Source organism: Caulobacter sp. 17J65-9 (genome assembly GCF_010975005.1).
Classification (GTDB): domain Bacteria; phylum Pseudomonadota; class Alphaproteobacteria; order Caulobacterales; family Caulobacteraceae; genus 17J80-11.
The window spans coordinates 1-22452 of the sequence record NZ_JAAIVC010000049.1 but is presented as its reverse complement, the minus strand read 5'-3'; the positions used below and the strand labels follow the sequence as shown (position 1 = coordinate 22452).

General features: G+C 70.8%; 21 protein-coding genes and 1 riboswitch. Of the genes, 4 read left to right on the top strand and 17 right to left on the bottom strand.

Annotated elements, in window-relative coordinates; genetic code table 11:
- The 3 genes from G3573_RS09740 to G3573_RS09730 all read right to left on the bottom strand — a co-directional run.
- Positions 1–282, bottom strand: a 282-nt coding sequence (locus G3573_RS09740; RefSeq protein WP_205598173.1) for a hypothetical protein, incomplete at its 3' end; no start/stop codon positions are given.
- On the bottom strand, positions 279–1505 hold the full coding sequence (locus tag G3573_RS09735; RefSeq protein WP_163260894.1) for a glycosyltransferase: 1227 nt from the start codon (positions 1503–1505) through the stop codon (positions 279–281). The genes G3573_RS09735 and G3573_RS09740, both read right to left, overlap by 4 nt.
- Positions 1505–3250, bottom strand: coding sequence for an ABC transporter ATP-binding protein (locus tag G3573_RS09730; RefSeq protein ID WP_205598172.1), 1746 nt, complete (start codon positions 3248–3250; stop codon positions 1505–1507). Before G3573_RS09730 ends, G3573_RS09735 begins: the two co-directional genes overlap by 1 nt.
- A gap of 220 nt (positions 3251–3470) precedes the next feature.
- Between G3573_RS09730 and G3573_RS09725 the strand changes: the two genes are divergently transcribed.
- Entirely contained in the window at positions 3471–4478 is a 1008-nt protein-coding gene (locus G3573_RS09725; RefSeq protein WP_163260892.1) for a glycosyltransferase family 2 protein, read from the top strand.
- Between the two features lie 4 nt (positions 4479–4482).
- Here the strand turns inward: G3573_RS09725 and G3573_RS09720 are convergent, their stop codons facing one another.
- Together G3573_RS09720 and G3573_RS09715 are read right to left on the bottom strand one after the other, a co-directional pair.
- Complete coding sequence (locus tag G3573_RS09720; protein ID WP_163260891.1) at positions 4483–5325, bottom strand: lipid A-modifier LpxR family protein; 843 nt, start codon at positions 5323–5325, stop codon at positions 4483–4485.
- A 142-nt stretch (positions 5326–5467) separates the two neighbouring features.
- Positions 5468–7333: a ribonucleoside-diphosphate reductase subunit alpha gene (locus tag G3573_RS09715; RefSeq protein WP_163260890.1), complete on the bottom strand. Its 1866-nt coding sequence runs from the start codon at positions 7331–7333 to the stop codon at positions 5468–5470.
- A 303-nt stretch (positions 7334–7636) separates the two neighbouring features.
- On the opposite strand from G3573_RS09715, the gene G3573_RS09710 reads away from it, so the two are divergent.
- Together G3573_RS09710 and G3573_RS09705 are read left to right on the top strand one after the other, a co-directional pair.
- Entirely contained in the window at positions 7637–8371 is a 735-nt protein-coding gene (locus G3573_RS09710; protein WP_163260889.1) for a phosphatase PAP2 family protein, read from the top strand.
- 35 nt (positions 8372–8406) lie between these two features.
- A riboswitch (yybP-ykoY riboswitch) is annotated at positions 8407–8576 on the top strand.
- Between the two features lie 25 nt (positions 8577–8601).
- A complete protein-coding gene (locus G3573_RS09705) occupies positions 8602–9168 on the top strand; it encodes a TMEM165/GDT1 family protein (protein WP_163260888.1) in 567 nt (188 codons plus the stop codon).
- 90 nt (positions 9169–9258) lie between these two features.
- Here the strand turns inward: G3573_RS09705 and phoB are convergent, their stop codons facing one another.
- The 6 genes from phoB to G3573_RS09675 all read right to left on the bottom strand — a co-directional run bounded on the left by phoB (position 9259) and on the right by G3573_RS09675 (position 15831).
- On the bottom strand, positions 9259–9951 hold the full coding sequence (gene phoB / locus G3573_RS09700) for a phosphate regulon transcriptional regulator PhoB (protein WP_163260887.1): 693 nt from the start codon (positions 9949–9951) through the stop codon (positions 9259–9261).
- A gap of 14 nt (positions 9952–9965) precedes the next feature.
- Positions 9966–10649, bottom strand: a complete 684-nt coding sequence (gene phoU, locus G3573_RS09695) for a phosphate signaling complex protein PhoU (RefSeq protein WP_163260886.1) — start codon at positions 10647–10649, stop codon at positions 9966–9968.
- Between the two features lie 19 nt (positions 10650–10668).
- Positions 10669–11448: a phosphate ABC transporter ATP-binding protein PstB gene (gene pstB / locus G3573_RS09690; RefSeq protein ID WP_346427363.1), complete on the bottom strand. Its 780-nt coding sequence runs from the start codon at positions 11446–11448 to the stop codon at positions 10669–10671.
- Positions 11449–11519: 71 nt separating this feature from the next.
- On the bottom strand, positions 11520–12827 hold the full coding sequence (gene pstA / locus G3573_RS09685) for a phosphate ABC transporter permease PstA (RefSeq protein WP_163260884.1): 1308 nt from the start codon (positions 12825–12827) through the stop codon (positions 11520–11522).
- The gene (pstC, locus tag G3573_RS09680) at positions 12820–14259 is read right to left on the bottom strand and encodes a phosphate ABC transporter permease subunit PstC (protein WP_163260883.1); all 1440 of its coding nucleotides are present in this window, start codon (positions 14257–14259) and stop codon (positions 12820–12822) included. Before pstC ends, pstA begins: the two co-directional genes overlap by 8 nt.
- A 90-nt stretch (positions 14260–14349) precedes the next feature.
- Positions 14350–15831 carry an ATP-binding protein gene (locus tag G3573_RS09675; RefSeq protein WP_163260895.1) on the bottom strand — a complete coding sequence of 494 codons (1482 nt, stop codon included), beginning with the start codon at positions 15829–15831 and terminating at the stop codon, positions 14350–14352.
- Between the two features lie 184 nt (positions 15832–16015).
- Here G3573_RS09675 and G3573_RS09670 point away from each other — a divergent pair, with 184 nt between their 5' ends.
- Positions 16016–16321, top strand: a complete 306-nt coding sequence (locus tag G3573_RS09670; RefSeq protein WP_163260882.1) for a hypothetical protein — start codon at positions 16016–16018, stop codon at positions 16319–16321.
- 58 nt (positions 16322–16379) lie between these two features.
- Here G3573_RS09670 and G3573_RS09665 read toward each other — a convergent pair whose 3' ends face one another.
- The 6 genes from G3573_RS09665 to G3573_RS09640 form a co-directional block, all read right to left on the bottom strand.
- The gene (locus tag G3573_RS09665) at positions 16380–16553 is read right to left on the bottom strand and encodes a hypothetical protein (RefSeq protein WP_163260881.1); all 174 of its coding nucleotides are present in this window, start codon (positions 16551–16553) and stop codon (positions 16380–16382) included.
- Positions 16554–16670: 117 nt separating this feature from the next.
- On the bottom strand, positions 16671–17147 hold the full coding sequence (locus G3573_RS09660) for a DUF2267 domain-containing protein (RefSeq protein WP_163260880.1): 477 nt from the start codon (positions 17145–17147) through the stop codon (positions 16671–16673).
- 80 nt (positions 17148–17227) lie between these two features.
- A complete protein-coding gene (cysN, locus tag G3573_RS09655) occupies positions 17228–19117 on the bottom strand; it encodes a sulfate adenylyltransferase subunit CysN (RefSeq protein ID WP_163260879.1) in 1890 nt (629 codons plus the stop codon).
- Complete coding sequence (gene cysD / locus G3573_RS09650; protein WP_163260878.1) at positions 19117–20040, bottom strand: sulfate adenylyltransferase subunit CysD; 924 nt, start codon at positions 20038–20040, stop codon at positions 19117–19119. The genes cysN and cysD overlap by 1 nt, the downstream gene beginning before the upstream one ends.
- Positions 20041–20144: 104 nt before the next feature.
- Positions 20145–21383, bottom strand: coding sequence for a TIGR03032 family protein (locus G3573_RS09645; protein ID WP_163260877.1), 1239 nt, complete (start codon positions 21381–21383; stop codon positions 20145–20147).
- A 79-nt stretch (positions 21384–21462) separates the two neighbouring features.
- Positions 21463–22452: autotransporter outer membrane beta-barrel domain-containing protein (locus tag G3573_RS09640; RefSeq protein ID WP_163260876.1), on the bottom strand; the 990-nt coding region annotated here is incomplete at its 5' end.

Genomic DNA, 22452 nt, shown 5'->3' with positions numbered 1-22452 from the left:
GGGCAGCGGCGTGCCGTCGGCGGCCGGCAGGGCCGGGCCGCCCAGCGCCTCGATGCGGGTGGCCAGGACCTGGGCGGCGAGGCCCGCGCCAATCGCGTCTAGGTCGGCGCGGTTGGCCGGCAGCTCGCCGCCGGCGAAGGTGCGCACGCCCAGGATCAGCTCGCGCCACCAGAACACGGCGTAGACCGGTCGTCCGTCCGGCGGCGCGGACAACGTCTGGGGGCGATGGGACAGGTCGACGTGGCGGATCGCCCAGGGGGCTTCGGTGCGGTTCGGGCTCAAGACACGCCCTCCCGGATGCGGCGCACGCGCTTGAGCGAGCGGTCGTATTCGCCGGCGACGCCCAGCACGCCGCCCCACAGCTCGGCCGCGGCGAAGGCGGTCTCGCGCTTGCGCCCGCGCCGGAGCGCGCTGAGAAGCTCGGTGGTGGCGGTGGCGAACCACCAGCGCAGCATGCCGGCGTGGCGCGCCTTCAGCGGCGGATCGTGGCGCTTCGCCTTGGCCAGGAAGGCCATGAAGCCCAGCCCCCAGGTCCAGTACTGGCGGCGCAGCTGGGGAATGGTCTCGCGGTGCTGGTGATAGACCGCATAGGCCGGCTCGTAGACCAGGGTCCGGCCCGAGCGCACCACCCGGTAGAAGGCGTCCAGATCGCCGCCGCCGGGCAGCGGCGCGCCGGTGTCCAGCGCCTCGTCGAAACCGCCGAGGCCGACCAGCCACTTGCGGTCGAAGGCCATGTTGCAGCCGGCCCCGAAGGCGCCGGCGTCCACGGGATAGAGGCGGCTGTCCAGCCGGTCGGCGCGATAGGCGCGCGGGCTGAAGCCGCGGCCGAAGCCGCCGCGCCGCTCGAACTGGATCTGCGCCTCGGTGCGCAGCTCGAAGGGCAGCACCAGGCCGGTCCAGGCGCCCGCCTCCGGATGGCTGCGCCAGGCGTCGTAGAGGCCCTTCAGCCAGCCGCGGTCGACCACCACGTCGTCGTCGAGATAGGCGATCAGGTCGCCGGTCCCGGCCGTCAGCGCGCGGTTGCGAGCGAAGTCGAGGCCCGCGCGCGGCTCGCGCACGTAGCGGAAGCCGGGCGAGCGGGCGACGGCCTCGCGCGTGCTCTCGTCGGAGGGCGCATTGTCGACCACCACGACCTCGACCGAGGCGAAGCCGGCCGGCGCGGACACCACCGGGGCCAGCGTGCCCAGCAGCCGCTCCAGGCGCTGGGCGCGGTCCTTGGTGCAGATGGCGACGGTCAGGCTCGGCGCGGGCGGCACGGGCTCGGGCCGGGCGCGGCGGAGGTCGTCGGCCAGCCGCTCGGTCAGGGCGTTGATCCCGAACTTGGCGTCGGCGATCCCGGCCAGGTCCTCGGACGACAGGGTCGCGCCCGGTCCGGCGTGCCAGAGGGTGAAGCCGACCAGCCGGTCCTTGAAGCGGGCGATCAGGCCCACCCCGTCTTCGTCAGGCGAGAGAGTCACGGGCGCGAGCGGGCGCGTCAGCTCCAGCTCGACCAATCGGTAAGCCATTACTCTCCCCCGGCGGCGGCGGCCACGCGGCCGGTCTGGATGGCGTGCATGTCGGCGAACAAACCCTTGATGGACAACAATTCCTGGGGCGTGCCGCGCTCGATGACCTCGCCCTCTTCCATGACGATGACCTGGTCGGCGCGCTCGATGGTCGACAGCCGGTGGGCGATCACCACCACCGTGCGGCCCTTGGCCCAGCGCTCCAGCGCGGTCTGGAAGGCGCGCTCGGCGAAGCTGTCGAGCGCGTTGGTGGCCTCGTCGAGCAGCAGCACGTCCGGATCGCGCAGGATGGTGCGGGCGAGCGCGATGCGCTGGCGCTGGCCGCCGGACAGGCGCACGCCGCGGTCGCCCAGCGGGGTGTCGTAGCCGCGCGGCAGGGCGGCGATGAAGTCGTGGGCGCCGGCGATGCGGGCGGCTTCCTCGATCTCGGCGTCGCTCGCCCCCAGCTTGCCGTAGGCGATGTTGGCGCGGGCGGTCTCGTTGAACAGGTGGACGTCCTGGGACATCACCGACAGCCGGCCGCGCCAGCTGTCCAGGCGCAGGCGGTCCAGCGGCTCGCCGTCCACCAGGATGCGGCCGGCGACCGGGTCGCGGAACCGGAACAACAGGTCGATCAAGGTTGACTTGCCCGCCCCCGAGCGGCCGACGATGGCGGTGGTGGTGCCCTTGCGCAGGACGAAGGAGACGTCGTGGACGGCGGGGCGGTCGGCCTTCGGATAGTTGAACGACACGGTCTCGAAGGCGACCTCGTTCTGCAGGCCGACGAAGCGTCGCGTGCCGTCCTTCACGGCCGGGACCTCGGTCAGGTCGAGGTAGCCGAACACGTCCATCAGCGAGCTCTTGATGCCGTCGAAGCCCACCTTGCTGCCGACCAGCTCGCGGGCCGGGCCCTGCAGGCGGTAGAGCACCGCCAGGAAGGCCGCGAGCGAGGCCACGCCGGTGCCGCCCACCTGGCCGGCGGCCAGGATCAGCGCGCCGATCAGCATGACCCCGAAGGTCTCGCCGATCGGGCCGGGGATGGCCCACAGCATGTCCAACCTCAGCAGCCGGCGGCGGATGTCTTCGGAGCGGTCCTCGAAGCGGGCGCGCTCGTAGGGTTCGCGGGTGAAGCTGCGGATCAGCCGCAACGCGTCGACGCTCTCCCACATGCGCAGGCCGAACTTGCGGTTGGCCTCGACCACGTCGGCCCCGTAGGCCTCGGCCTTGCGGGTCACCGCCTGGGTGACCAGGGCGCCGACGAGCAGGACGCCCACGGCCAGGAAGGTCAGCTTCACCGAGATCAGCAGCAGCAGGGTGACGAAGACCACACAGGTGCAGACGACGACCGCCACCCGCATGCCGATGCCGAGCGCCGAGCCGACCCGCCAGGATTCGCCGGTCAGGGTGTTGATGATGTCGGTCTTGTTCAGGCCCGCGGCGTAGTCCGCGCCGGACCACAGGGTGCGCTCGAATATGCGCAGGCGCATGCGGTGGGCCACGCGTCCGTCGACCACCCGGGCCACCCAGTAGGCGACGTAGCCGACCACGTTCTTGAGCAGGATGGCCAAGCAGAGCGCGCCCACCAGCGACGCCAGCCGGTACTTCTCCGGCAGCCAGTCGGTCACCCGGTGGAAGAAGTGGGCCACGCCGCCCGTGTCCTGCCCGCCCATGCTCTGGACCAGCGGGATGAACAGGTAGAGGCCGAGCCCCTCCAGGGCGGCGCAGATCAGCCCCAGGAATATGATGACCGGCGCGGCCCAGGGCATGGGCCGCAGCTCCGCGGTGAGTCGGCGCGCGAGCTCCGAAAAGCGCATTCTCAGACCATCCCCCGTACGTAAGCTCTGCTGGGACGGACAACTCCGGCTGGGCGTAAATTGTTGCGACCGATCCGTGAAACCTTGTCGCCGGCTGAACGGTTGGACGAGCGGAGGGGAGGCTCGCCCATGCCTTTCAGGCGAGCTCAGGACACGAATGGCTCAAACACGCTTGAGGAAGCCCGCCGCTGAAGCGGTCGCGCCGGCGACCGCGCGTCCGCTGGTGTCGGTGGTGGTGCCCGCCTACAACGCCGCCTGGTCGATCGATCAGACGCTGGCGTCGGTCTGCGCTCAGACCTATCCGAACTTCGAAGTGCTGGTGGTCGACGACGGCTCGACCGACGCGACCGCCGAGGCGGTCGGCGCCTGGACCGTGCGGGATCCGCGCGTGCGCCTGCTGCGCAAGCCCAACGGCGGCGTCGCCTCGGCCCGTAACCTGGGCGTGCGCGAGGCCCGCGGCGCCTATGTGGCGCCGATCGATTCCGACGACCTGTGGGCGCCGGACAACCTGGACCGCCAGGTCTCAGCCCTCGAGGCGGCTGGCCCCGGCGCCTACCTGTCGTTCGCGCGCACGGTCTATGTCGATCCCGACGGCGTGCCCATGCCGTCCGATCCGCCCAAGCCGCCGCAGGTCGACTTCCGCGGCCTGCTGCTGCGCAACTCCGTCGCCAACGGCAGCGCCGCCGTGTTCCGCCGCGACCGGCTGATCGAGGCGGGCGGCTACGACGAGGGCCTGCGCGCCGCCGGCGGCCAGGGCGCCGAAGACTGGAAGCTGATCCTCACCCTCGCCGCGCGCGGTCAGGTCGTGCACGTGCCGGTCCCGACCGTGCACTACCGCATCTGCCGGGACAGCATGTCCCACGCGGTGCCGATCATGCGGCGCGGCGCGCTGATGGTGATCGCCCACGTGCGCCGCCACGGCCCGCGCATGGCGCCGTGGACCTACTGGCACGCGCGCACGCTGATGATGACCTGGATGCTGCCGCGCGCCCTGCAGGCGCACGACTGGCGCGAAGCCGCGGGCCTGGCGGCGCGCGCCTACCTGCTCAATCCGTTCTGGTGGGTGAACCCCGAGCCGCGCGGACTGATCAGGCGGATCCTGTGGGCCGGCCTGCGCAAGGGCGCCCGACGGCTGAGCGGCCGGCGGACGGCGGCGGGTGCGGAAGCAAAGGCGGCCTAGGCGATCACCAGTCCGGCTTGATCGACAGCTGGAAGGCGAGCACCTCTTCCTGGGCCTTCTCGTCGTAGGCCTTGATCTCGCGGTGGACGTAGCCGAACGAGGCCTGGATGTCGCCGCGCCGCCAGGCGAGGCCGGCCTGGGCGTCGCCGATGAACGAGCCCTCGTCCGTGGACACGCCCGACGGGGTCAGGCCGGAGCCGTCGTTCAGGAAGTTGTAGCCGACCGCGCGCCCCGAGGCGGCGGCGAACAGGTACCAGCGCGGCTTGTCGCCGAAGCTCTTGCCGTCCTTGACGATGTTCTCCAGCGCGTCGTCGAGGTCGGCGCCCAGGCGCACGGTGGCCCCGGCCTCGGCCGCCCCGCCCTGGTTGGTCATGCCGACGCCGGCGTGCGGCGTGACGTCCAGCGCATAGTCGCCGGCGTTGAACCGCACCGCGCCGGGCCAGCCGCGGGTGTAGCTGATGTCGTAGGCGTCCGGCTCGCCATAAGCGTCGGGGCGCAGGATGGTCATGGGATCGGCGCCGCGCACCTGCGAGCCAGTGGTGTAGCGGTACCGGCCGACCGACCCGTGGGCCTCCGGCACCCAGACCTCGTTCTCCTGGTAGTTGGCCAGGCCCCGGGACACCAGGTGGCCGGCGCGGCCGTCGCTGTCGATCGGCGCCAGCGTAAGGCCGCCGTAGAGCGGCGCCTCGGCCTCGGAGACCGGGGCCGGCTCGCCGCTGGATCGGGGGAAGAAGGCCGGAGCGGGCGCGAAGCCCGCCGCAGCGGAAGCACTCGTCTGTTGCGCGACCGCCGTCGAAGCCGCCGCCGACACGAGTACAGAGAACGCGAACGCAGACAGACCACGCACCGCCAAGCCCTCCCGCGACCGCACGAGCCGAAGCGTGGCGGCCTGCTCCTACTGGGTCGGTAACGACTCCAGCGGTTTGCAAGTTCCGCGCCTGAGGCGCGGTACCCGAGGTGTTACAAGAGCTTGAGCGGACCCGAGGGCCTCACTGGCAGGCGAGGCACTCTTCGTAATCGGTCTTGGCCGCGGCCTGAACGGCCTGTTCCAGCTTGCTGTCGGCGCCGGCGAAGGCGGCCCGCTGCACCGACTTGGAACGCAGGTAGTAGAGGCTCTTGCAGCCCCGCTCCCAGGCGCTCCAGTGCAGCATGTGCAGGTCCCACTTGTCGACGTCGCCCGGCAGGAAGACGTTCAGCGACTGGGACTGGCAGATCTCCGGCGTGCGGTCGGCGGCCAGTTCGATGACCCAGCGCTGGTCGATCTCGAAGGCGGTCTTGAAGATGTCCTTCTCGTCCTGGGACAGGATGTCCAGGTGCGAGACCGAGCCCTCGTTCTCCAGGATCGACGACCACACCGCGTCGGTGTTCTGGCCCTTCTCCTCGAGCACGCGCTCCAGGTAAGGGTTCTTCACCGCGAACGAGCCCGACAGGGTCTTGTGGGTGTAGATGTTGGCCGGGATCGGCTCGATGCCGGCGGAGGTGCCGCCGCAGATGATCGAGATCGAGGCGGTCGGGGCGATCGCCAGCTTGTGCGAGAAGCGCTCCATCACGCCGCGGTCGGCGGCGTCCTGGCAGGGCCCGCGCTCTTCGGCCAGCACGCGCGACGCCTTGTCGGCCTCACGGCGCAGGTGCTTGAAGATGCGCATGTTCCACGACTTGGCGAGCGCGCTTTCGAACGGGACGTTCTGCGCCTGCAGGAAGGTGTGGAAGCCCATCAGGCCGAGGCCCACCGAGCGCTCGCGCTTGGCCGAGTAGACCGCCGCGGTCATGGCGTCCGGCGCGCGGACGATGAAGTCCTCGAGCACGTTGTCGAGGAAGCGCATGACGTCCTCGATGAAGGTCGGGTGGTCGCGCCACTCGAGATAGGTCTCGGCGTTGACCGACGACAGGCAGCACACCGCGGTGCGGTCCACGCCCAGGTGGTCCGGGCCGGTGTGCAGCATGATTTCCGAGCACAGGTTCGACTGGGTCACCTTCAGGCCCAGGTCGCGCTGGTGCTGCGGCACCGCGCGGTTCACGGTGTCGGAGAAGATCAGGTACGGCTCGCCGGTCTGCAGGCGGATCTCGAGGATCTTCTGCCACAGGGCGCGGGCGTCGACGTAGCGCAGCGGCTCGTTGTCCTTGGGCGAGCGCAGGGCGAACTTCTCGCCGTCGCGCACCGCTTCCATGAACTCGTCGGTGATGTTGATGCCGTGGTGCAGGTTCAGCGACTTGCGGTTGAAGTCGCCGGCCGGCTTACGGATTTCGAGGAACTCCTCGATCTCCGGGTGGTGCACGTCGAGATAGACGGCGGCCGAGCCGCGGCGCAGCGAGCCCTGGCTGATGGCCAGGGTCAGCGAATCCATCACGCGGATGAACGGGATGATGCCGGAGGTCTGGCCGGCGCCCTTCACCTTCTCGCCGATCGAGCGGACACGGCCCCAGTAGGTGCCGATGCCGCCGCCGTTGGAGGCCAGGGCGACGTTCTCGTTCCAGGTGTCGGTGATGCCTTCCAGGCTGTCCGGAACGGCGTTCAGGAAGCAGGAGATCGGCAGGCCGCGGTCGGCGCCGCCGTTCGACAGCACCGGGGTGGCCGGCATGAACCACAGGCGCGAGACGTAGTCGTAGATTCGCTGGGCGTGCTCGGCGTCGTCGGCGTAGGCCGTCGCCACGCGGGCGAACATGTCCTGGTACGATTCGCCGGGCAGCAGATAGCGATCTTCCAGCGTGGTCTTGCCGAAATCGGTCAGCAGAGCGTCGCGGGTGCGGTCGACCTCGACCTTGCGCACCAGCTTCAACTCCGGACGCTCGACGGCCTTGGGCGCCTGCGAGGCGCGGCCCAGGAGTTCTTTTTTCGCCGCTTCACCGACAGCCATAGCGCCACACCACCCACGAATCCTGAAACTTGTCCGGGAGCGGAGCGATTCTCCTTCCCGGGGAAGCGCCGCCAACATCTTGTGTCGGTCGCGCCCCTCAGCCCGATATATGGGGCCACACGGCCTGAATCTGGTCAACGGGGTGAAGCGGCTCACGCCGAAGTTTTTCGTAAACAACCTGTGCATGAACCCGGGACAACTCGCTCCGCGTTCATCTCAGCTTAACGAACAGGGCTCGCCGATCACGGTTCCGTGAGGCCCGAGCCGGGGGAACCGGGACGAGGCGGCGCCGTTGCGGCAGGCATGCCCGCCTGGCCGTCTCCACCCTGGCCCGACCTGCTGGCCCGCGCCATGCGACTGGCCCGCACGGAGATCGGCGCCCTGGCCGCCGTCGCCGTGGTCGCGCTGGGCCTGTGGGCATTCGCCTCAGTGGCCGAGGAGATGGCGGAGGGCGAAACCCACGCCTTCGACCAGGCGGTGCTGAACGCTCTGCGAGTCGGCGGCGATCCGTCCGTGCCGGTCGGACCGCCCTGGCTGGAATCAGCCCTGACCGACCTGACCGCGCTCGGCGGCCCCTGGGTCCTGGTCACCTTCGCCGTGATGGCCGCCGGATTCGTGCTGATTCAGCGCCGGCCGGCCGCCGCCGCCCTGATCGTCGTGTCGCTGGGCGGCGGGGCGGTGCTGAGCCAGGCGCTGAAGGCCGCCTTCGGCCGCGACCGGCCCGCCCTGGCCTACCGCGCGGTGGAGGCGTTCAATCCCAGCTTTCCCAGCGGCCACGCCATGCTGTCGGCGGTGTTCTACCTGACGCTGGGCGCGATCATGGCCCGCGTGCTCGCCAAGCGGCGGCTCAAGGCCTACGTGCTGACCTGGGCCATCCTGCTGACCGTGACGATCGGCTTCAGCCGAATCTACCTGGGCGTCCACTGGGCCACCGACGTGCTGGCCGGCTGGAGCCTCGGGGCGGCGTGGGCCATGCTCTGCTGGCTGGCCGCCTATCTGCTCGAACGCCGCGCCGGCCGGAAGATCGAGACCACCTGACGCGGTTGCGTCGCGCGCCCTCAGCCTGTATCAGCCGCCCCGTCATTGGGGAGTAGCCGCCTTCGCGTATCAGAGGGTGGGCGCGTCGACATACTGGGCCTCACCGCCCCGGCGCGTCCTGCGGAAAGCACCGCACGGCGAGACCTTTGACGATCCGCGCGACCGGTGGGGCCGGCGCGTGCGGTTCGTCATTGGTCGTATGGTCGCCCGGCCCCCCGGACACGTTCTGAATGGAAGCCTTCCTCGTTTCGACCGGCCTGGTCGCCATCGCCGAGATCGGCGACAAGACCCAGTTGCTGGCCCTATGCCTGGCCGCCACCTGGCGGCGGCCCGTCCCCATCCTGCTGGGCATCCTGGTCGCCACCGTGCTGAACCACGCCCTGGCCGGCACGCTGGGCGCGGTCGCCGGGCACTTCCTGCAAGGCCCCTGGATGAAGTGGGTGCTGGGCCTGGCCTTCCTGGGCTTCGCGGCCTGGGCGCTGATTCCCGACAAGTTCGACGACTGCCCGCCCGACGCGGCCAAGAAGACCGCCTGGAGCGTGTTCGTCGCCACCGCCATCGCCTTCTTCTTCGTGGAGATGGGCGACAAGACCCAGGTGGCCACCGCCGCCCTGGGCGCGCGCTTCCAGCACGTGATCCCGGTGGTGCTGGGCACGACCCTGGGCATGATGATCGCCAACGCCCCGGCCGTGCTGATCGGCGAGGCGGCGGCCACCAAGCTGCCGCTCAAGTGGATTCGCCGCGGCGCGGCGGCCAGCTTCGCGGCGGTCGGCGTCTGGGTGCTGGTCGCCGGCTGATCCGGGCGGCCCGGGCCGGGACGAAAAGCGCCGCCGCAGAGGTCTGCGGCGGCGTTCTCGTTTGCGATTGTCGCCGGCGCCCGGCGCGCGTCAGCCGTCGACGTCCAGCGAATAGCCGGCCGAGCGCACGGTGCGGATGGGATCGGTCTCGCCGTCCTTCATCAGCGCCTTGCGCAGGCGCCCGACGTGCACGTCCACGGTGCGGGCTTCGACGTAGACGTCCGAGCCCCAGACCGCGTCCAGCAGCTGCTCGCGGCTGAACACCCGGCCCGGGTGCTGCATCAGGTGCGACAGCAGGCGGAACTCGGTCGGGCCCAGGTGGATCTCGCGGCCGTTGCGCTTCACCCGGTGGGCGACGCGGTCGATGGTCAGGTCGCCGCGGCGCAGGATGTCCTCGGCCAGGCCCGGACGGATGCGGCGCAGCACGGCGCGGATGCGCGCCGCCAGCTCCACCGTCGAGAACGGCTTGGTCAGGTAGTCGTCCGCCCCGGTGTCCAGCCCGCGGATCCGATCGGTCTCCTCGCCGCGGGCGGTGAGCATGATGATCGGCAGGTTGCGGGTCTCGACCCGACCGCGCAGGCGCCGGCAGACCTCGATGCCCGAGACCTTGGGCAGCATCCAGTCCAGCACGATCAGGTCCGGCTGGCGCTCGTCGACCTGGACCAGCGCCTCCTCCCCGTCCTGGGCGACGGCGACCTGGTAGCCTTCCTTCTCGAGATTGTACTGAAGCAAGGTGGCGAGGGCGTCCTCGTCCTCGACCACCAGGATGCTGGGAACGGTCACCGCCGGATCTCCGCTCAGGCCTCGACGCGGGGCCGGTTGTCGGCCAGTTCCTCGCCGGTGAGCTCGTAGTGGACGATCTCGGCGATGTTGGTGGCGTGGTCGCCGATCCGCTCCAGGTTCTTGGCCATGAACAGCAGGTGCGCGCCCGAATTGATCGTGCGCGGATCGCTCATCATGTAGGTCAGCAGCTCGCGGAACAGGCTGTTGTAGTGCTCGTCGATTTCGTCGTCGTGCGACCACACGTTCATCGCGCCGGTCAGCTCGCTGGCGGTGTAGGCGTCCAGCACCTCTTTCAGGCGCACGGTGACCAGCTTGCCCATCCGCTCCATCGAGCGGGTGATCGGGGTCACCGGCTCGGCCTCGCTCAGCACCAGGGCGCGTTTGCAGATGTTCTTGGCCAGGTCGCCGGTGCGCTCCAGCGACATGGAGATCTTCAGCGCGCCGACCGCGCGGCGCAGGTCCAGGGCCACCGGCTGGCGCAGGGCGATCAGCCTGATCGCCTTGCGTTCGATGTCCTTCTGCAGTTCGTCGAGCCGCTTGTCGCGCTCGATGACCGCCTGGGCCAGCGCCACGTCGCGGCGCCCGACCGCGGTGACCGCGTCGACGACCTGGGCTTCGGCCAGGCCGCCGAGGCGCGCGACCTCGGCCTTCAGTTGGTTCAGTTCGTCGCCGTAGGCCTTGACCGTATGCGGAGTCATGGATGCTGCCCGAAAAGCGTCAGCCGAAGCGGCCGGTGATGTAGTCGAGGGTCCGGCTTTCGCGCGGGTTGGTGAAGATCTCCTCGGTCGGGCCGAATTCGACCAGCTTGCCGAGGTGGAAGAAGGCGGTCTTCTGCGACACCCGCGCGGCCTGGGCCATCGAGTGGGTGACGATGACGATGCAGTACTGCTCGCGCAGCTCGTCGATCAGCTCCTCGATCTTGGCGGTGGCGATCGGGTCGAGGGCCGAGCAGGGCTCGTCCATCAGGATCACCTCGGGGCTGACGGCGATGGCGCGGGCGATCACCAGGCGCTGCTGCTGGCCGCCGGACAGGCTGGTGCCCGGGGCGTTGAGGCGGTCGGCCACCTCGTCCCACAGGCCGGCCTTCTTCAGCGCGTGCTCGACCACGCCCTCCAGCTCCGACTTGGTCGAAGCCAGCCCGTGAATCTTGGGGCCGTAGGCCACGTTTTCGAAGATCGACTTCGGGAACGGGTTCGGCTTCTGGAACACCATGCCGACGCGGGCGCGCAGGACGACCGGGTCGATCGAGCGGTCGTTGACGTCCTCGCCGTCCATCTCGATGCGGCCGGTCACCTTGGCCGTCGGGATGGTGTCGTTCATTCGGTTGATGCAGCGCAGGAAGGTGGACTTGCCGCAGCCCGACGGCCCGATGAAGGCGGTGACCGCCTTGTCGGGGATGTCCATGCTCACGTCGAACAGGGCCTGCTTGTCGCCGTAGAACACGCTGACGTCGCGCACGGCGATCTTGGCGTCGCCCACGGGGCCCGCGTGGGCCACCTGCGGGGGCTGCACGGAGGCGCCGCCCTGGGCGTCGTCGCGGTGTCGGAAGGTCTTGAACAGCATAGGGGTCACCAGCGGCGTTCGAACGCGCGGCGCAGCACGATGGCGGCGGCGTTCATGACGATCATGAAGACGAGAAGGACGATGATGGCGGCGGCGGTCAGCGGGTGGAACGCCCGCTCCGACGCGTTCTCCCAGATGAAGATCTGGGTCGGCAGGGTCGAGGCCGAGGACAGGAAGCTGTCCGGCGAACCCTGCACGAAGGCGATCATGCCGATCATCAGCAGGGGGGCGGTCTCGCCCAGCGCGTGGGCCAGGGCCAGGATGGCGCCGGTCATGACGCCGGGCATGGCCAGCGGCAGGACGTGGCCGAAGACGGCCTGGGTGCGCGAGGCGCCGACACCCAGCGCGGCCTCGCGAATCGACGGCGGCACCGCCTTCAGCGACGAGCGCGTGGCGATGATCACCGTCGGCAGAGCCATCAGCGCCAGCACCAGGCCGCCCACCAGCGGCGAGCCGCGCGGCAGGCCCATCCAGTGGATGAACACCGCCAGGCCCAGCAGGCCGTAGACGATCGACGGCACGGCGGCCAGGTTGTTGATGTTGACCTCGATGAAGGTCGTCAGCGGGTTCTTCGGCGCGAACTCCTCCAGGTAGACCGCGGCCAGCACGCCGATCGGCACGGCCAGCAGGGCGGTGACCAGCAGCATCATGGCCGAGCCGACCACGGCGCCCAGCAGGCCGGCCTGCTCGGGGTGGGTCGAGTCCCCGCGGGTGAACAGGCCCCAGTTGAAGTGCTGCTGGATCATGCCCGCAGCCTTCATCTGATCCAGCATGTCCAGCTGGGAGTCGTTCAGGGTGCGCTCGCCCTCGGGCGTCGAGCGACGCATCTCGCCCTTGAAGTACAGGTCCGCGTCCGCGCCGAGCGGCGCTGAGAGCGTCAGGGTCGAGCCCATCAGCTTGGGATCGGCGCGCAGCTTGTCGAGGGCCTGGAAGCCCAGGTCCGTCGACAGCAGGTCCTTCATCTCCATGCCCTTGTCGCCGGTCGGATCGGCGATGCCGAGCTTGGCGACCATCTGGTCGGCGATGATCAGGTCGTAGTTGGCGCCCTGGATGTCGGTCGCGTCGATGCGGGCCGGGTCCAGCCGGACCTGCATCTCCATGGAGTTGGCCATGAAGGCCCCGTGGCCCTGCACGACGATGCGGGTCAGCAGCACGCCCAGGAAGGCGATGGCGACGGCGATGGCGATCAGGCCGTAGGCGCGGAAGCGGCGCTCCGCGGCGTGGCGCTTCTTCAGCCGCCGCTCGACGGCGGCGCGGATGCCTTGCGGCGCGCCGGCGGCCGCGGCGGAGGCGGTCAGGGCGGCGTCAGTCATACTGTTCCCGATAAGCTTGGACGATGCGCAGGGCGACGATGTTGAGCAGCAGGGTGACCACGAACAGGGTCAGGCCCAGGCCGAAGGCCGACAGGGTCTTGGCGCTGTCGAACTCCTGGTCGCCGGTCAGCAGGGTGACGATCTGGACGGTCACGGTGGTCACCGTGTCCAGCGGGTTGGCGGTGATCTTGGCCTGAAGGCCGGCGGCCATGGTCACGATCATGGTCTCGCCGATGGCGCGCGAGACGGCCAGCAGCATGGCCGCGGCGATGCCCGGCAGGGCGGCCGGCAGCAGCACCTTCTTCACCGTCTCCGACTTGGTCGCGCCCATGGCGTAGGAGCCGTCGCGCAGCGACTGGGGCACCGAGTTCAGGATGTCGTCCGACAGCGACGAGACGAACGGGATCAGCATGATCCCCATCACCACGCCGGCCACCAGGGCCATCTGGTTCTGCACGCCCAGCAGGTACATGCCCAGGCCGTCCAGCGGACCGCCGACCAGGCCCTGGCCGATCATGTTGAAGAAGGCGCGGAAGGCCGGGCCCACGGTCAGGGCGGCGAAGAAGCCGTAGACCACGGTCGGCACGCCGGCGAGGATCTCGAGCACCGGCTTGACCCAGGCGCGGGCGAAGCGGCCGGCGTACTCCGACAGGTAGATGGCCGAGAACAGGCCGACCGGCGCCGCCACCAGCATGGCGATGATCATGACCAGGAAGGTGCCGACGAACAGCGGCACCGCGCCGAACCCGCCCGACGATCCGACCTGGTCGGCGCGCATGGCGATCTGCGGGCTCCAGTGGGTCCCGAACAGGAACTCCACCGGCGAAATTTCCGAGAAGAAGCGCAGGCTCTCGTAGAGCAGCGAGGCGACGATGCCGAGCGTGGTCAGGACCGCGACGGTCGAGCACAGCACCAGCAGGCCGCCGATCCAGCCTTCGACCCGGTTGCGGGCGCGGAACTGCGGCGCGATCCGCGGCAGGGCCAGCAGCGCGCCCAGCACCGCCAGCACGCCGGCCAGCGCCCAGCCGCTCCAGGTGATGATCTGGCTGAGCCGCGCGGACTCCGCGGCCTTGTCCTTCAGCGCCTGCTGCAGGGCCGGCTCGTAGACCGTGTCGCTGGGGTGGTCGCCCCGCGCCACCGCCTGGACGTCGTTGATGAACAGTTCGCGGTTCTGCACCGGCATCTGCTGAACCGCGGCCGGCAGATCGGCCGACAGCAGCGCGGTCTCCAGCCGGCCGCCGAAGGCGATCAGCAGGAACAGCAGCACCAGGGCCGGGACGGCCGACCACAGCGCCGCGTAGGCGCCGTGATAGCCGGCCAACGAGTGCGGGCGGCCTTGGCTCCCTTTCGCCCCCGCGACCGCCTTGCGGCGGGCGAGCACGTAGGTGCCGAAGGAGAACAGGAGCAGTCCGAGGAAGACGATCCAGACCATGGGCGGCGGGCGCTCGTAAGGGACACTGGGAACGCCGCACGCTCAGGCGCACGTCGCTGCGACGGTGTGTGCCGCCGACGGGTGCAGCCATTACGACGGTTGCGTGACGGTTTTGTTACGGCGGGCGTCCAGCGCCTGCGGCGCGACGTCCGCCCGTTCCGCCGGCTCAGGAACCGCCGCCGACGCCTCGGCCCGCGGGAAGTAGGCGGTGAAGGCCGCGCCGTCCCCGGCCGCGCTCTCAACCATCAGGCCGCCGCGGTGACGGTTCATCACGTGCTTGACGATGGCCAGGCCCAGGCCCGTGCCGGACCGCTCGCCGCTCTTCTGGCCTTCGACCCGGTAGAATCGCTCGGTCAGGCGCGGCAGGGCTTGGCGCGGAACGCCCGGGCCGTGGTCGCGCACCCGCACCAGGGCGTAGCGCACGCCTTCGGCCCGGTCCGGGGTCAGCAGGGTCATGCGCGACGCCCCCGGCTCGCGCGGCGCCTGGGCCCGGTCCAGGCTGACGTCGGTCAGCACCTCGACTTCCACGGCCGCGCCGGTCGGGGAGTATTTGAGCGCGTTGTCGACCAGGTTCTGGACGACCTGGATGATCTGGTCGCGGTCGCCGACCACCGGGGCCCGGCCGCCCTCGGGCAGCCGCAGGTCGATGCGCACGCCCTTCTCCTGGGCGATCGGGCACAGCGCGTCGGCCACGTCGGTGGCCGCCAGGGCGAGGTCGACGGCGCCCGAGGGCGGCACGTGCTCGTTCAGCTCGATGCGGCTCAGCGACAGCAGGTCGGCGATCAGCCGGCCCATCCGGTCGGCCTGGGAGGCCATGATGCTCAGGAACCGGTCGCGCGCCTTGGCGTCGTCGCGGGCGTGGCCGCGCAGGGTCTCGATGAAGCCGGCCAGCGACGCCAGCGGCGTGCGCAGCTCGTGGCTGGCGTTGGCCAGGAAGTCGGCCCGCATGCGCTCCATGCGCCGCGAATCGGTCTCGTCGCGCAGATACAGCAGCGCCTGGCGCCCGCCGTCCGGCGCCGGCGGCAGCGGCCGCGCCCAGGCGCGCCAGAACCGGTCCTGGGCGCCGCCGGTCTCGTAGGCCGCCGAGCGGTCGACGCCGCCGAACAGGGCCTCGTCCGTCGCCTCCAGCACCTCCGGGTCGCGCACCGCGGTGACCAGCAGGGCGCCGTCCCTTTGAATGCGGAACAGCTCGCGCGCGGCGGCGTTGGCGAAGGCGATGCGCCGGCCGACAATGTCGTCGGGCTCGTGCGCGCCGACGACCATGACCGGATCCGGCAGCGCCTCCAGCGCCTCCTGCAGCGGCGGGCCGAGCTCGGCCGGAACGGCCTGCGAGACCGAGGTCGGGATCGCGTCCCCAAGGCGCGCGAACCGGAAGGCCTGAACGCTCAGCACCAGGGTCATCACCGCGGCGACGAAGGCCGCGAACCGGGCGTGCTCCGCCTCAGGCGCGTGGCTCATGCCGAGCGCCAACAGCAGGCCGACGGCCACGGCTCCGGTGAGCGGAACGCCCCAGGGCCGGCGCACCCGGACGAGGGCTGGAGCGAGAGGCGACGGCGGCTGGCTGAAGGGCATCCACACGCGGGGGCTTCACACGCGAATCGCGTGTCCTTTCATCAGACCCCGAACATATGGCGCCCGCGTGACACCTCTCAAACCGGTGTCATCCGACCGTCGCGGGGGAACCCCCAGCGTCACCGTTTCGTTGTCAGGGCGAAGCTGGCCGGAGCCGTCCGGTCGCGGGCACGGAGAAAGTCCGATGGGCGTCGAACGCGACTCCGACCGAACCGTCTGGGTGATCGTCGGCCTGATCGCGATCGTCGCGATGGTGGCGCTGGTCTACCTGTTCTCGCAGAGCAACCGCGCCGACCTGAGCCGGCACGGCGACGCCGCGGCGATCGGCAAGTCCGTCGAAGCCGCCGGCGAAAAGGTCGAGACCGCCGCGGAGAAGGCGGGCGCGGCCGCTGAACGCGCGGCCGATCGTGCGGGGAACGCGATCGAGAACGCCGGCGACAAGGCCGACGCCGAGCGAACGGCGCCGCCGCCGGCAGAACAAAAGCACTGAATCAAAAAGGCGGCGCGGCGATCCCTCGCCGCGCCGCCTCCATGCCTAGATGGCGCGGTCAGCCTTCCGGCCGCTGACGGTCCTGCATGCGCCCACGGTCTTCCTGGCGCTGGCGCTCGTCGCGCTGGCCTTCCTGACGGCCCTGCTGCTGCTGCTGGCCCTGCTGGCTGGTGGTGCGGTCCTTGCCGCCGCCCTGACGCTGCCCGCCGCCGCGCTGATTCTGATTAGGCATGACTTTCACTCCGAGTTCGCCGGATCTCGCCGACGCCCACGCTAAATCCCTGGCGTCCCGACGCAGTTCCAACGCAAGTTCCTGTTTTCACTCAGGCTTTGCAGCAGGTCGGCCCGGTCAGACGCCGCGCGTCGCCTCGCCGCGCGCGGTCTCCCGGTCGCCGTCGGCCCGGCTCGGCCAGAGGGCCCGCACCTCGAACGGCAGGGCGTCGACCACCTTGTCCAGCTGGCCCGGCTCGACGTGGCGCTCCAGGGTCTGGAACACACCCAGTATGGCCAGGCGGGTGTCGACCGGCTTGGCGTCGCGCATCTGGGCGGCGACGCGCTCCTGGAACTCGCCGAGCGAGCGGTAGTCCTCCGGCCGTCGCGACGGCCGGTGCTGGTCGTAGAAGGCCCCGCGCACCAGCAGCGGCAGCTGCGCGCCCAGGTGGGCGGCCAGCTCCGCGGGGATGCGGTCGCGCATGGTGCGCAGCACCGCGCCCAGCGCGTGCCAGGCCAGCCGGCGGTCCGCGCCGGTCTCCTCCATCACGTCCATGAGCCAGGCGTTGGTGGTCTGGATCGTCTTGTCCCAGACGTCGAGGCCGGTCGAAGCCATGCGTTTCCTCTCGGCGAGGCCACGAGCAGCAAACCCGATACCCCCGCCGGGGTTGCATCCCTCAGGCGTCGTCCCGAGCCTCAGATCAGGCCGCGGGCCTCCAGTTCGGCGATCACGGCCGCGGCCGCGGCCTCCGGCGTCGCCTGGGCGGTGTCGAAGGCCATCTCCGGCGCCTGGGGCCGCTCGTAGGGGCTGTCCACGCCGGTGAAGTTCTTGATCTCGCCGCCCAGCGCCTTGGCGTAGAGGCCCTTCGGGTCGCGCGCGATGCAGGTCTCGATCGGCGCATCCATGAAGATTTCCAGGAACTCGCCCTCGGCGAACAGCTCGCGCACCATCCGCCGCTCGGCCCGGAACGGCGAGATGAACGAGCACAGCACCAGGACGCCGGCCTCCAGGAACAGCTTGGCGACCTCGCCGACCCGGCGGATGTTCTCGACCCGGTCCTCGACCGTGAAGCCGAGGTCGCGGTTCAGGCCGTGGCGCAGGTTGTCGCCGTCGAGGATGAAGGTGTGCACGCCGCGCGCATGCAGCTCGCGCTCGACCAGGTTGGCGACCGTCGACTTGCCCGAGCCCGACAGGCCGGTGAACCACAGCACGCCGCTGCGATGCCCCTTCAGCCGCTCGCGCGCCGGGCGGTCGACCAGCAGGGCCTGCTGGTGGACGTTGGTGGCGCGGCGCAGGCCGTGCAGCACGGTCCCCGCCCCGACCGTCGCGTTGGAATAGCGGTCAATCAGCACGAAGGCGCCGCCGACCGGGTCGTCGGCGAAGGCGTCGATCGGGATCGGCGCGGCGGTGGCCAGGTTGCACTCGGCGATATCGTTCAGCGCGAGGGTCTTGCCGGCCAGCCGCTCGAAGCTGTTCACGTCCAGCCGGTGCTTCAGCTCGGTGACCTGGCAGGGCACGTAGCGCGCGCCGATCTTCATCAGGTAGGGCCGGCCGGGCAGCATGGGCGCCTCGGCCATCCACAGCACCCGGGCCGCGAACTGGTCGATCACCTCGGGCCGCGCTTGGGGCGAAGCCAGCACGTCGCCGCGCGCGACGTCAACCTCGTCGGCCAGCACCAGGGTCACGGCGTCGCCGGCCTGGGCGGCGGCCAGGTCGCCGTCATAGGTCACGATCCGCGCCACGCGGCTTTCGCGCCCCGAGGCGGCGACCACGACCGGATCGCCCACCCGCACGCGGCCCGAGGCGAGCGTGCCCGAGAAGCCGCGGAAGCTCTGGTCCGGCCGGTTCACCCACTGCACCGGGAAGCGCAGCGGCCGTTCGGCCGGGGCGGCGTCCACGTCCACCGTCTCCAGCCGCTCGACCAGGGCCGGGCCGTCCCACCACGGCGTGCGCGCCGAGCGGGTGGTGACGTTGTCGCCGTAGCGGGCGGACAGCGGCACGGCGACCAGGCTGGCGAAGCCGAGCCGCTCGGCGAAGGCCTCGTAGTCGGCGACCACCGCCCGGAAGGTCGCCTCGTCGAAGTCGACCATGTCCATCTTGTTGACCGCCAGGATCACGTGGCGGACGCCGAACAGGGCGGCGATGTGGCTGTGCCGTCGGGTCTGGGGCAGCACGCCCTTGCGCACGTCGACCAGGATCACCGCCAGCTCGGAGTTCGAGGCGCCGGTGGCCATGTTGCGGGTGTACTGCTCGTGCCCGGGCGTGTCGGCGACGATGAAGCCGCGCCGCGGGGTGGAGAAGTAGCGGTAGGCGACGTCGATGGTGATGCCCTGCTGGCGCTCGGCCTCCAGGCCGTCGACCAGCAGCGCCAGGTCGATCTCCTCGCCGGTGGTGCCGTGGCGGCGGGAATCGCGCTCCAGGGCGGCCAGCTGGTCCTCGGGAATCTGCCCCGCCTCGTGGAGCAGGCGGCCGATCAGGGTCGATTTGCCGTCGTCGACCGAGCCGCAGGTGAGGAACCGCAACAGGCTCTTCGCGGGCGCCAGGGTCGCGGCGCCGCCTTCGGCCGGCATGGCGTCGGTGCGCATCAGAAGTACCCCTCGCGCTTCTTCTTCTCCATCGAGGCGGCCTCGTCGGAGTCGATCAGCCGGCCCTGACGCTCGGAGGTGCGGGCGACCCGCAGCTCGTCGATCAGGGCGTCCAGGGTCGCCGCTTCGGACGGCACGGCGGCGCTGAGCGGATAGCAGCCGAGCGAGCGGAAGCGGACCGTGCGGACCTGCTCGACCTCGCCCGGATTGAGCGGCAGGCGCTCGTCGTCGCGCACGATCAGCAGGCCCTCGCGCTCGACCACCGGCCGCGGCGCGGCCAGGTACAGCGGCACGATCGGGATGTTTTCGGCGCGCGTGTATTCCCAGATGTCCAGCTCGGTCCAGTTGGACAGGGGGAAGACCCGGATGGTCTCGCCCTTGGCGATGCGCGTGTTGTAGAGCCGCCAGAGCTCGGGGCGCTGGTTGCGCGGATCCCAGACGTGGCCGGCCGAGCGGAACGAGAACACCCGCTCCTTGGCGCGGCTCTTCTCCTCGTCGCGGCGCGCGCCGCCGAAGGCCGCGTCGAAGCCGTGCAGGTCCAGCGCCTGCTTCAGCGCCTCGGTCTTCATCACCTGGGTGTGCAGCGAGGAGCCCGAGCGGATCGGGTCGATCCCGCGCGCGGCGCCGTCGGGGTTCACGTGCACGATCAGGCGCACGCCGTAGCGCTCCACCACCGCGTCGCGGTGGCGGATCATGTCGGCGAACTTCCAGCGGGTGTCGACGTGCAGCAGCGGGAACGGCGGCTTGGACGGATAGAAGGCCTTGGCCGCGAGATGCAGCATCACCCCCGAGTCCTTGCCGATCGAATACAGCATGACCGGGTTGGCGAACTCGGCCGCCACCTCGCGGAGGATCTCGATCGACTCCGCCTCGAGGCGTTTCAGGTGCCCCGAAAGGAGCGGCTTTTCAGGCCGGACTGTCATGAACCGTCGTCACTGTCGTCGCCGCCCCCCGCGGCGCGAACGGCGAGCTTAGCGCAGGCCGCCCGCGCCCGGAACCGCGCGCGGCGTCACGTCCCAGGCGCCCCTCAGGCCGCCGCCGGCCGGGCCGCGGCGGGCGGGATGAGCGGGGCGAACTGCTTGTCGTAGGTGATGAAGCTGTGCATCTCGGGCGAGTTGGCCCCGATCGCCATCGGCAGAAGGGTCTCCGGGATCACCGCGACGTCGAACAGCTCCTTCACCTGGCCGTCCAGGCGGATGAACTCGACGATGTCGCCCGAGCTGAGATTGACGATCAGCACGCCGCACCAGGGCTCGCCGTCGCGCTTCTTCAACGCCGCGTCCAGCTCCAGCCCCTTGAAGGCGCCGTCGCGCGGCAGGGACACGGTGACGATGGCGAATCCGTTGTGCACGGTCATGCCGCGCAGGAAGCCCGGGCAGAAGGCGATGTCTTCCTTGGCGCCGGTCTGCGGATCGATGCGGATGATCCAGCCGCGGCCGGAATCCAGCGCGTAGATCTGCTTGCCGACCACGCGCGGGCTGTGCGGCATCGACAGCTGGTCGGTCACGATCCGGTCGTTCTGCACGTCGATCAGCACCCCGCCCTCGTGCCGGCGCTCGCGCCAGCCGTTGAGCACGTCCGACTGGCTGACCGCGGTGACGTAGCGCGGCAGGCCGTCTTCCATGGCCAGGCCGTTCATGTGGCAGCGGTCTTCCGCCGCCAGCTTGGAGATGAACATCGGCTTCCAGATCGGGCGAAAGCCGAACCGGGTCGAGGTGGTGGCCAGGCAGGAGTACTTGGTGTTGACGAAGATGATGCGGCCGGCCCGGTCGACCGAGACCTCGTGCACGTCCACGTCGCCCACCGTCTGGGCGTTGCGCGGCACGTAGAGGCGGTCGTGGTGCTGGTTGGCGCGCTCGTTGGGCGCCAGCGCGTTCTCAAGCCGCCAGATCTGGAACAGCGAGCCGACGTAGAGGCGGTCCTTCTGGGCGTGCACGCCCATGGCGCGCTGGTAGTTCTGCTGGTGGAACGACACCTTGCCGTCGGGCATGCGCCCGACCAGGAACAGCTTGCCGGTCTGGTAGGAGGTGAAGGCCAGGCTGCAGCGCTGGGCGCCCAGCCAGCCGGAGAAGCCGCGCGAGACCGAGATCTTGGTCTGCTCGGCCGCCTTGCGCCCCGGGGCCGGCGCGGTCGGCGCCTCCACGTCGGAGGGCGGCGTGAACTCGATGCCCGAACGGTCGGAGGACTTGGCGGCGGCGCGCGCCTTCGCAGGCTTGGCCGGCGAAGCGGCGGCGGCCGGCTCGGTCGGTTTGGCGGTCTTGCTCATAATCCCCCCGGACACACGCGACACCTCCGCGTCGCGTTCCCGCGACACGGGAGCCAAGTAACACCACTCGCCGAGCGCGTCACCAGCGCCAGCGCGCGCCCAGACGCGCGCTCCAGCCCCGGACGTCGCCGCCCGACAGCGCCTTCGCCTCGGCGAAGGCCTCGAGCCCGAACCAGGTCGCGCCCGATACGCCGACCTCCGCCTCGGCCCAGCTTCCACGGCCCTCGTCCACGAGCTGGTAGGTCTCCCCGTCGGTGACCCGCATCCGGTTCTCGCCGTCGAGCTCGCCGGCCGCATGCACGCCCACATAGGGGACGAAGACCGCGTTCCCGATCGTCGCCTCGCCGCCCACCCGCACGCCGGTGCGGCCGCGCAGGCTGGTCGCGTCGTCGTAGTCGAAGCCGGTCCCGCCGTCGGAGAAGCCGTCCAGGTCGGTCTCGACCCAGGCCAGGGCGGCGCTCGGCTCCAGGAACAGGCGCGCCGAGCCGAAGCGGTAGCCGACCTCGCCCCGCGCGCCCCAGCTCACGCCGTCGAAGGTCCGCCGCGACAGGGCGGTGAAGGCGGCCTCGGCGTCGATCCTGTCCGCCTTGACCAGGGCCGCCGCGTAGAAGCCGCCCCACTGGCCGCCGGCGTAGGCGCCCAGGTTCGCCCCGCGCAGCTCGAAGGCGTCGGGGCCGGCGTCCGCGTCGTAATCGGTGAAGCCGACGGTCGCCCCCCACCAGAGCGACCGCGCCCCTTGCGTCGAGCGCCGGTCGATCCCGGCCTGGACCCCGCGCCAGCTGGCCTTCAGCCCCGCGCCCTGGTCCAGGGTTTCGGCCCCGCCGTGCGCCTGGGCCCAGGCCTGCACCCCGTCCACGCCCGGCCCGTCACGCAGCGCCCGGGCGCGCGCCGACCAGGCGTCGGCGGACTGCCCCCAGAAGGTCTGCGCCGCCCCGGCGACGGAGAGCGCCGCGTAGGCTTCGGGCGCAATGGCGGCGCTCGGCGCCGCGGCGAAGTCCCTGTCGCTCGACGACGGGGCGCCGCGGGAATCGCTGGCGTCCGCGCTCGCGCCGCCGACGAGGATCTGCGG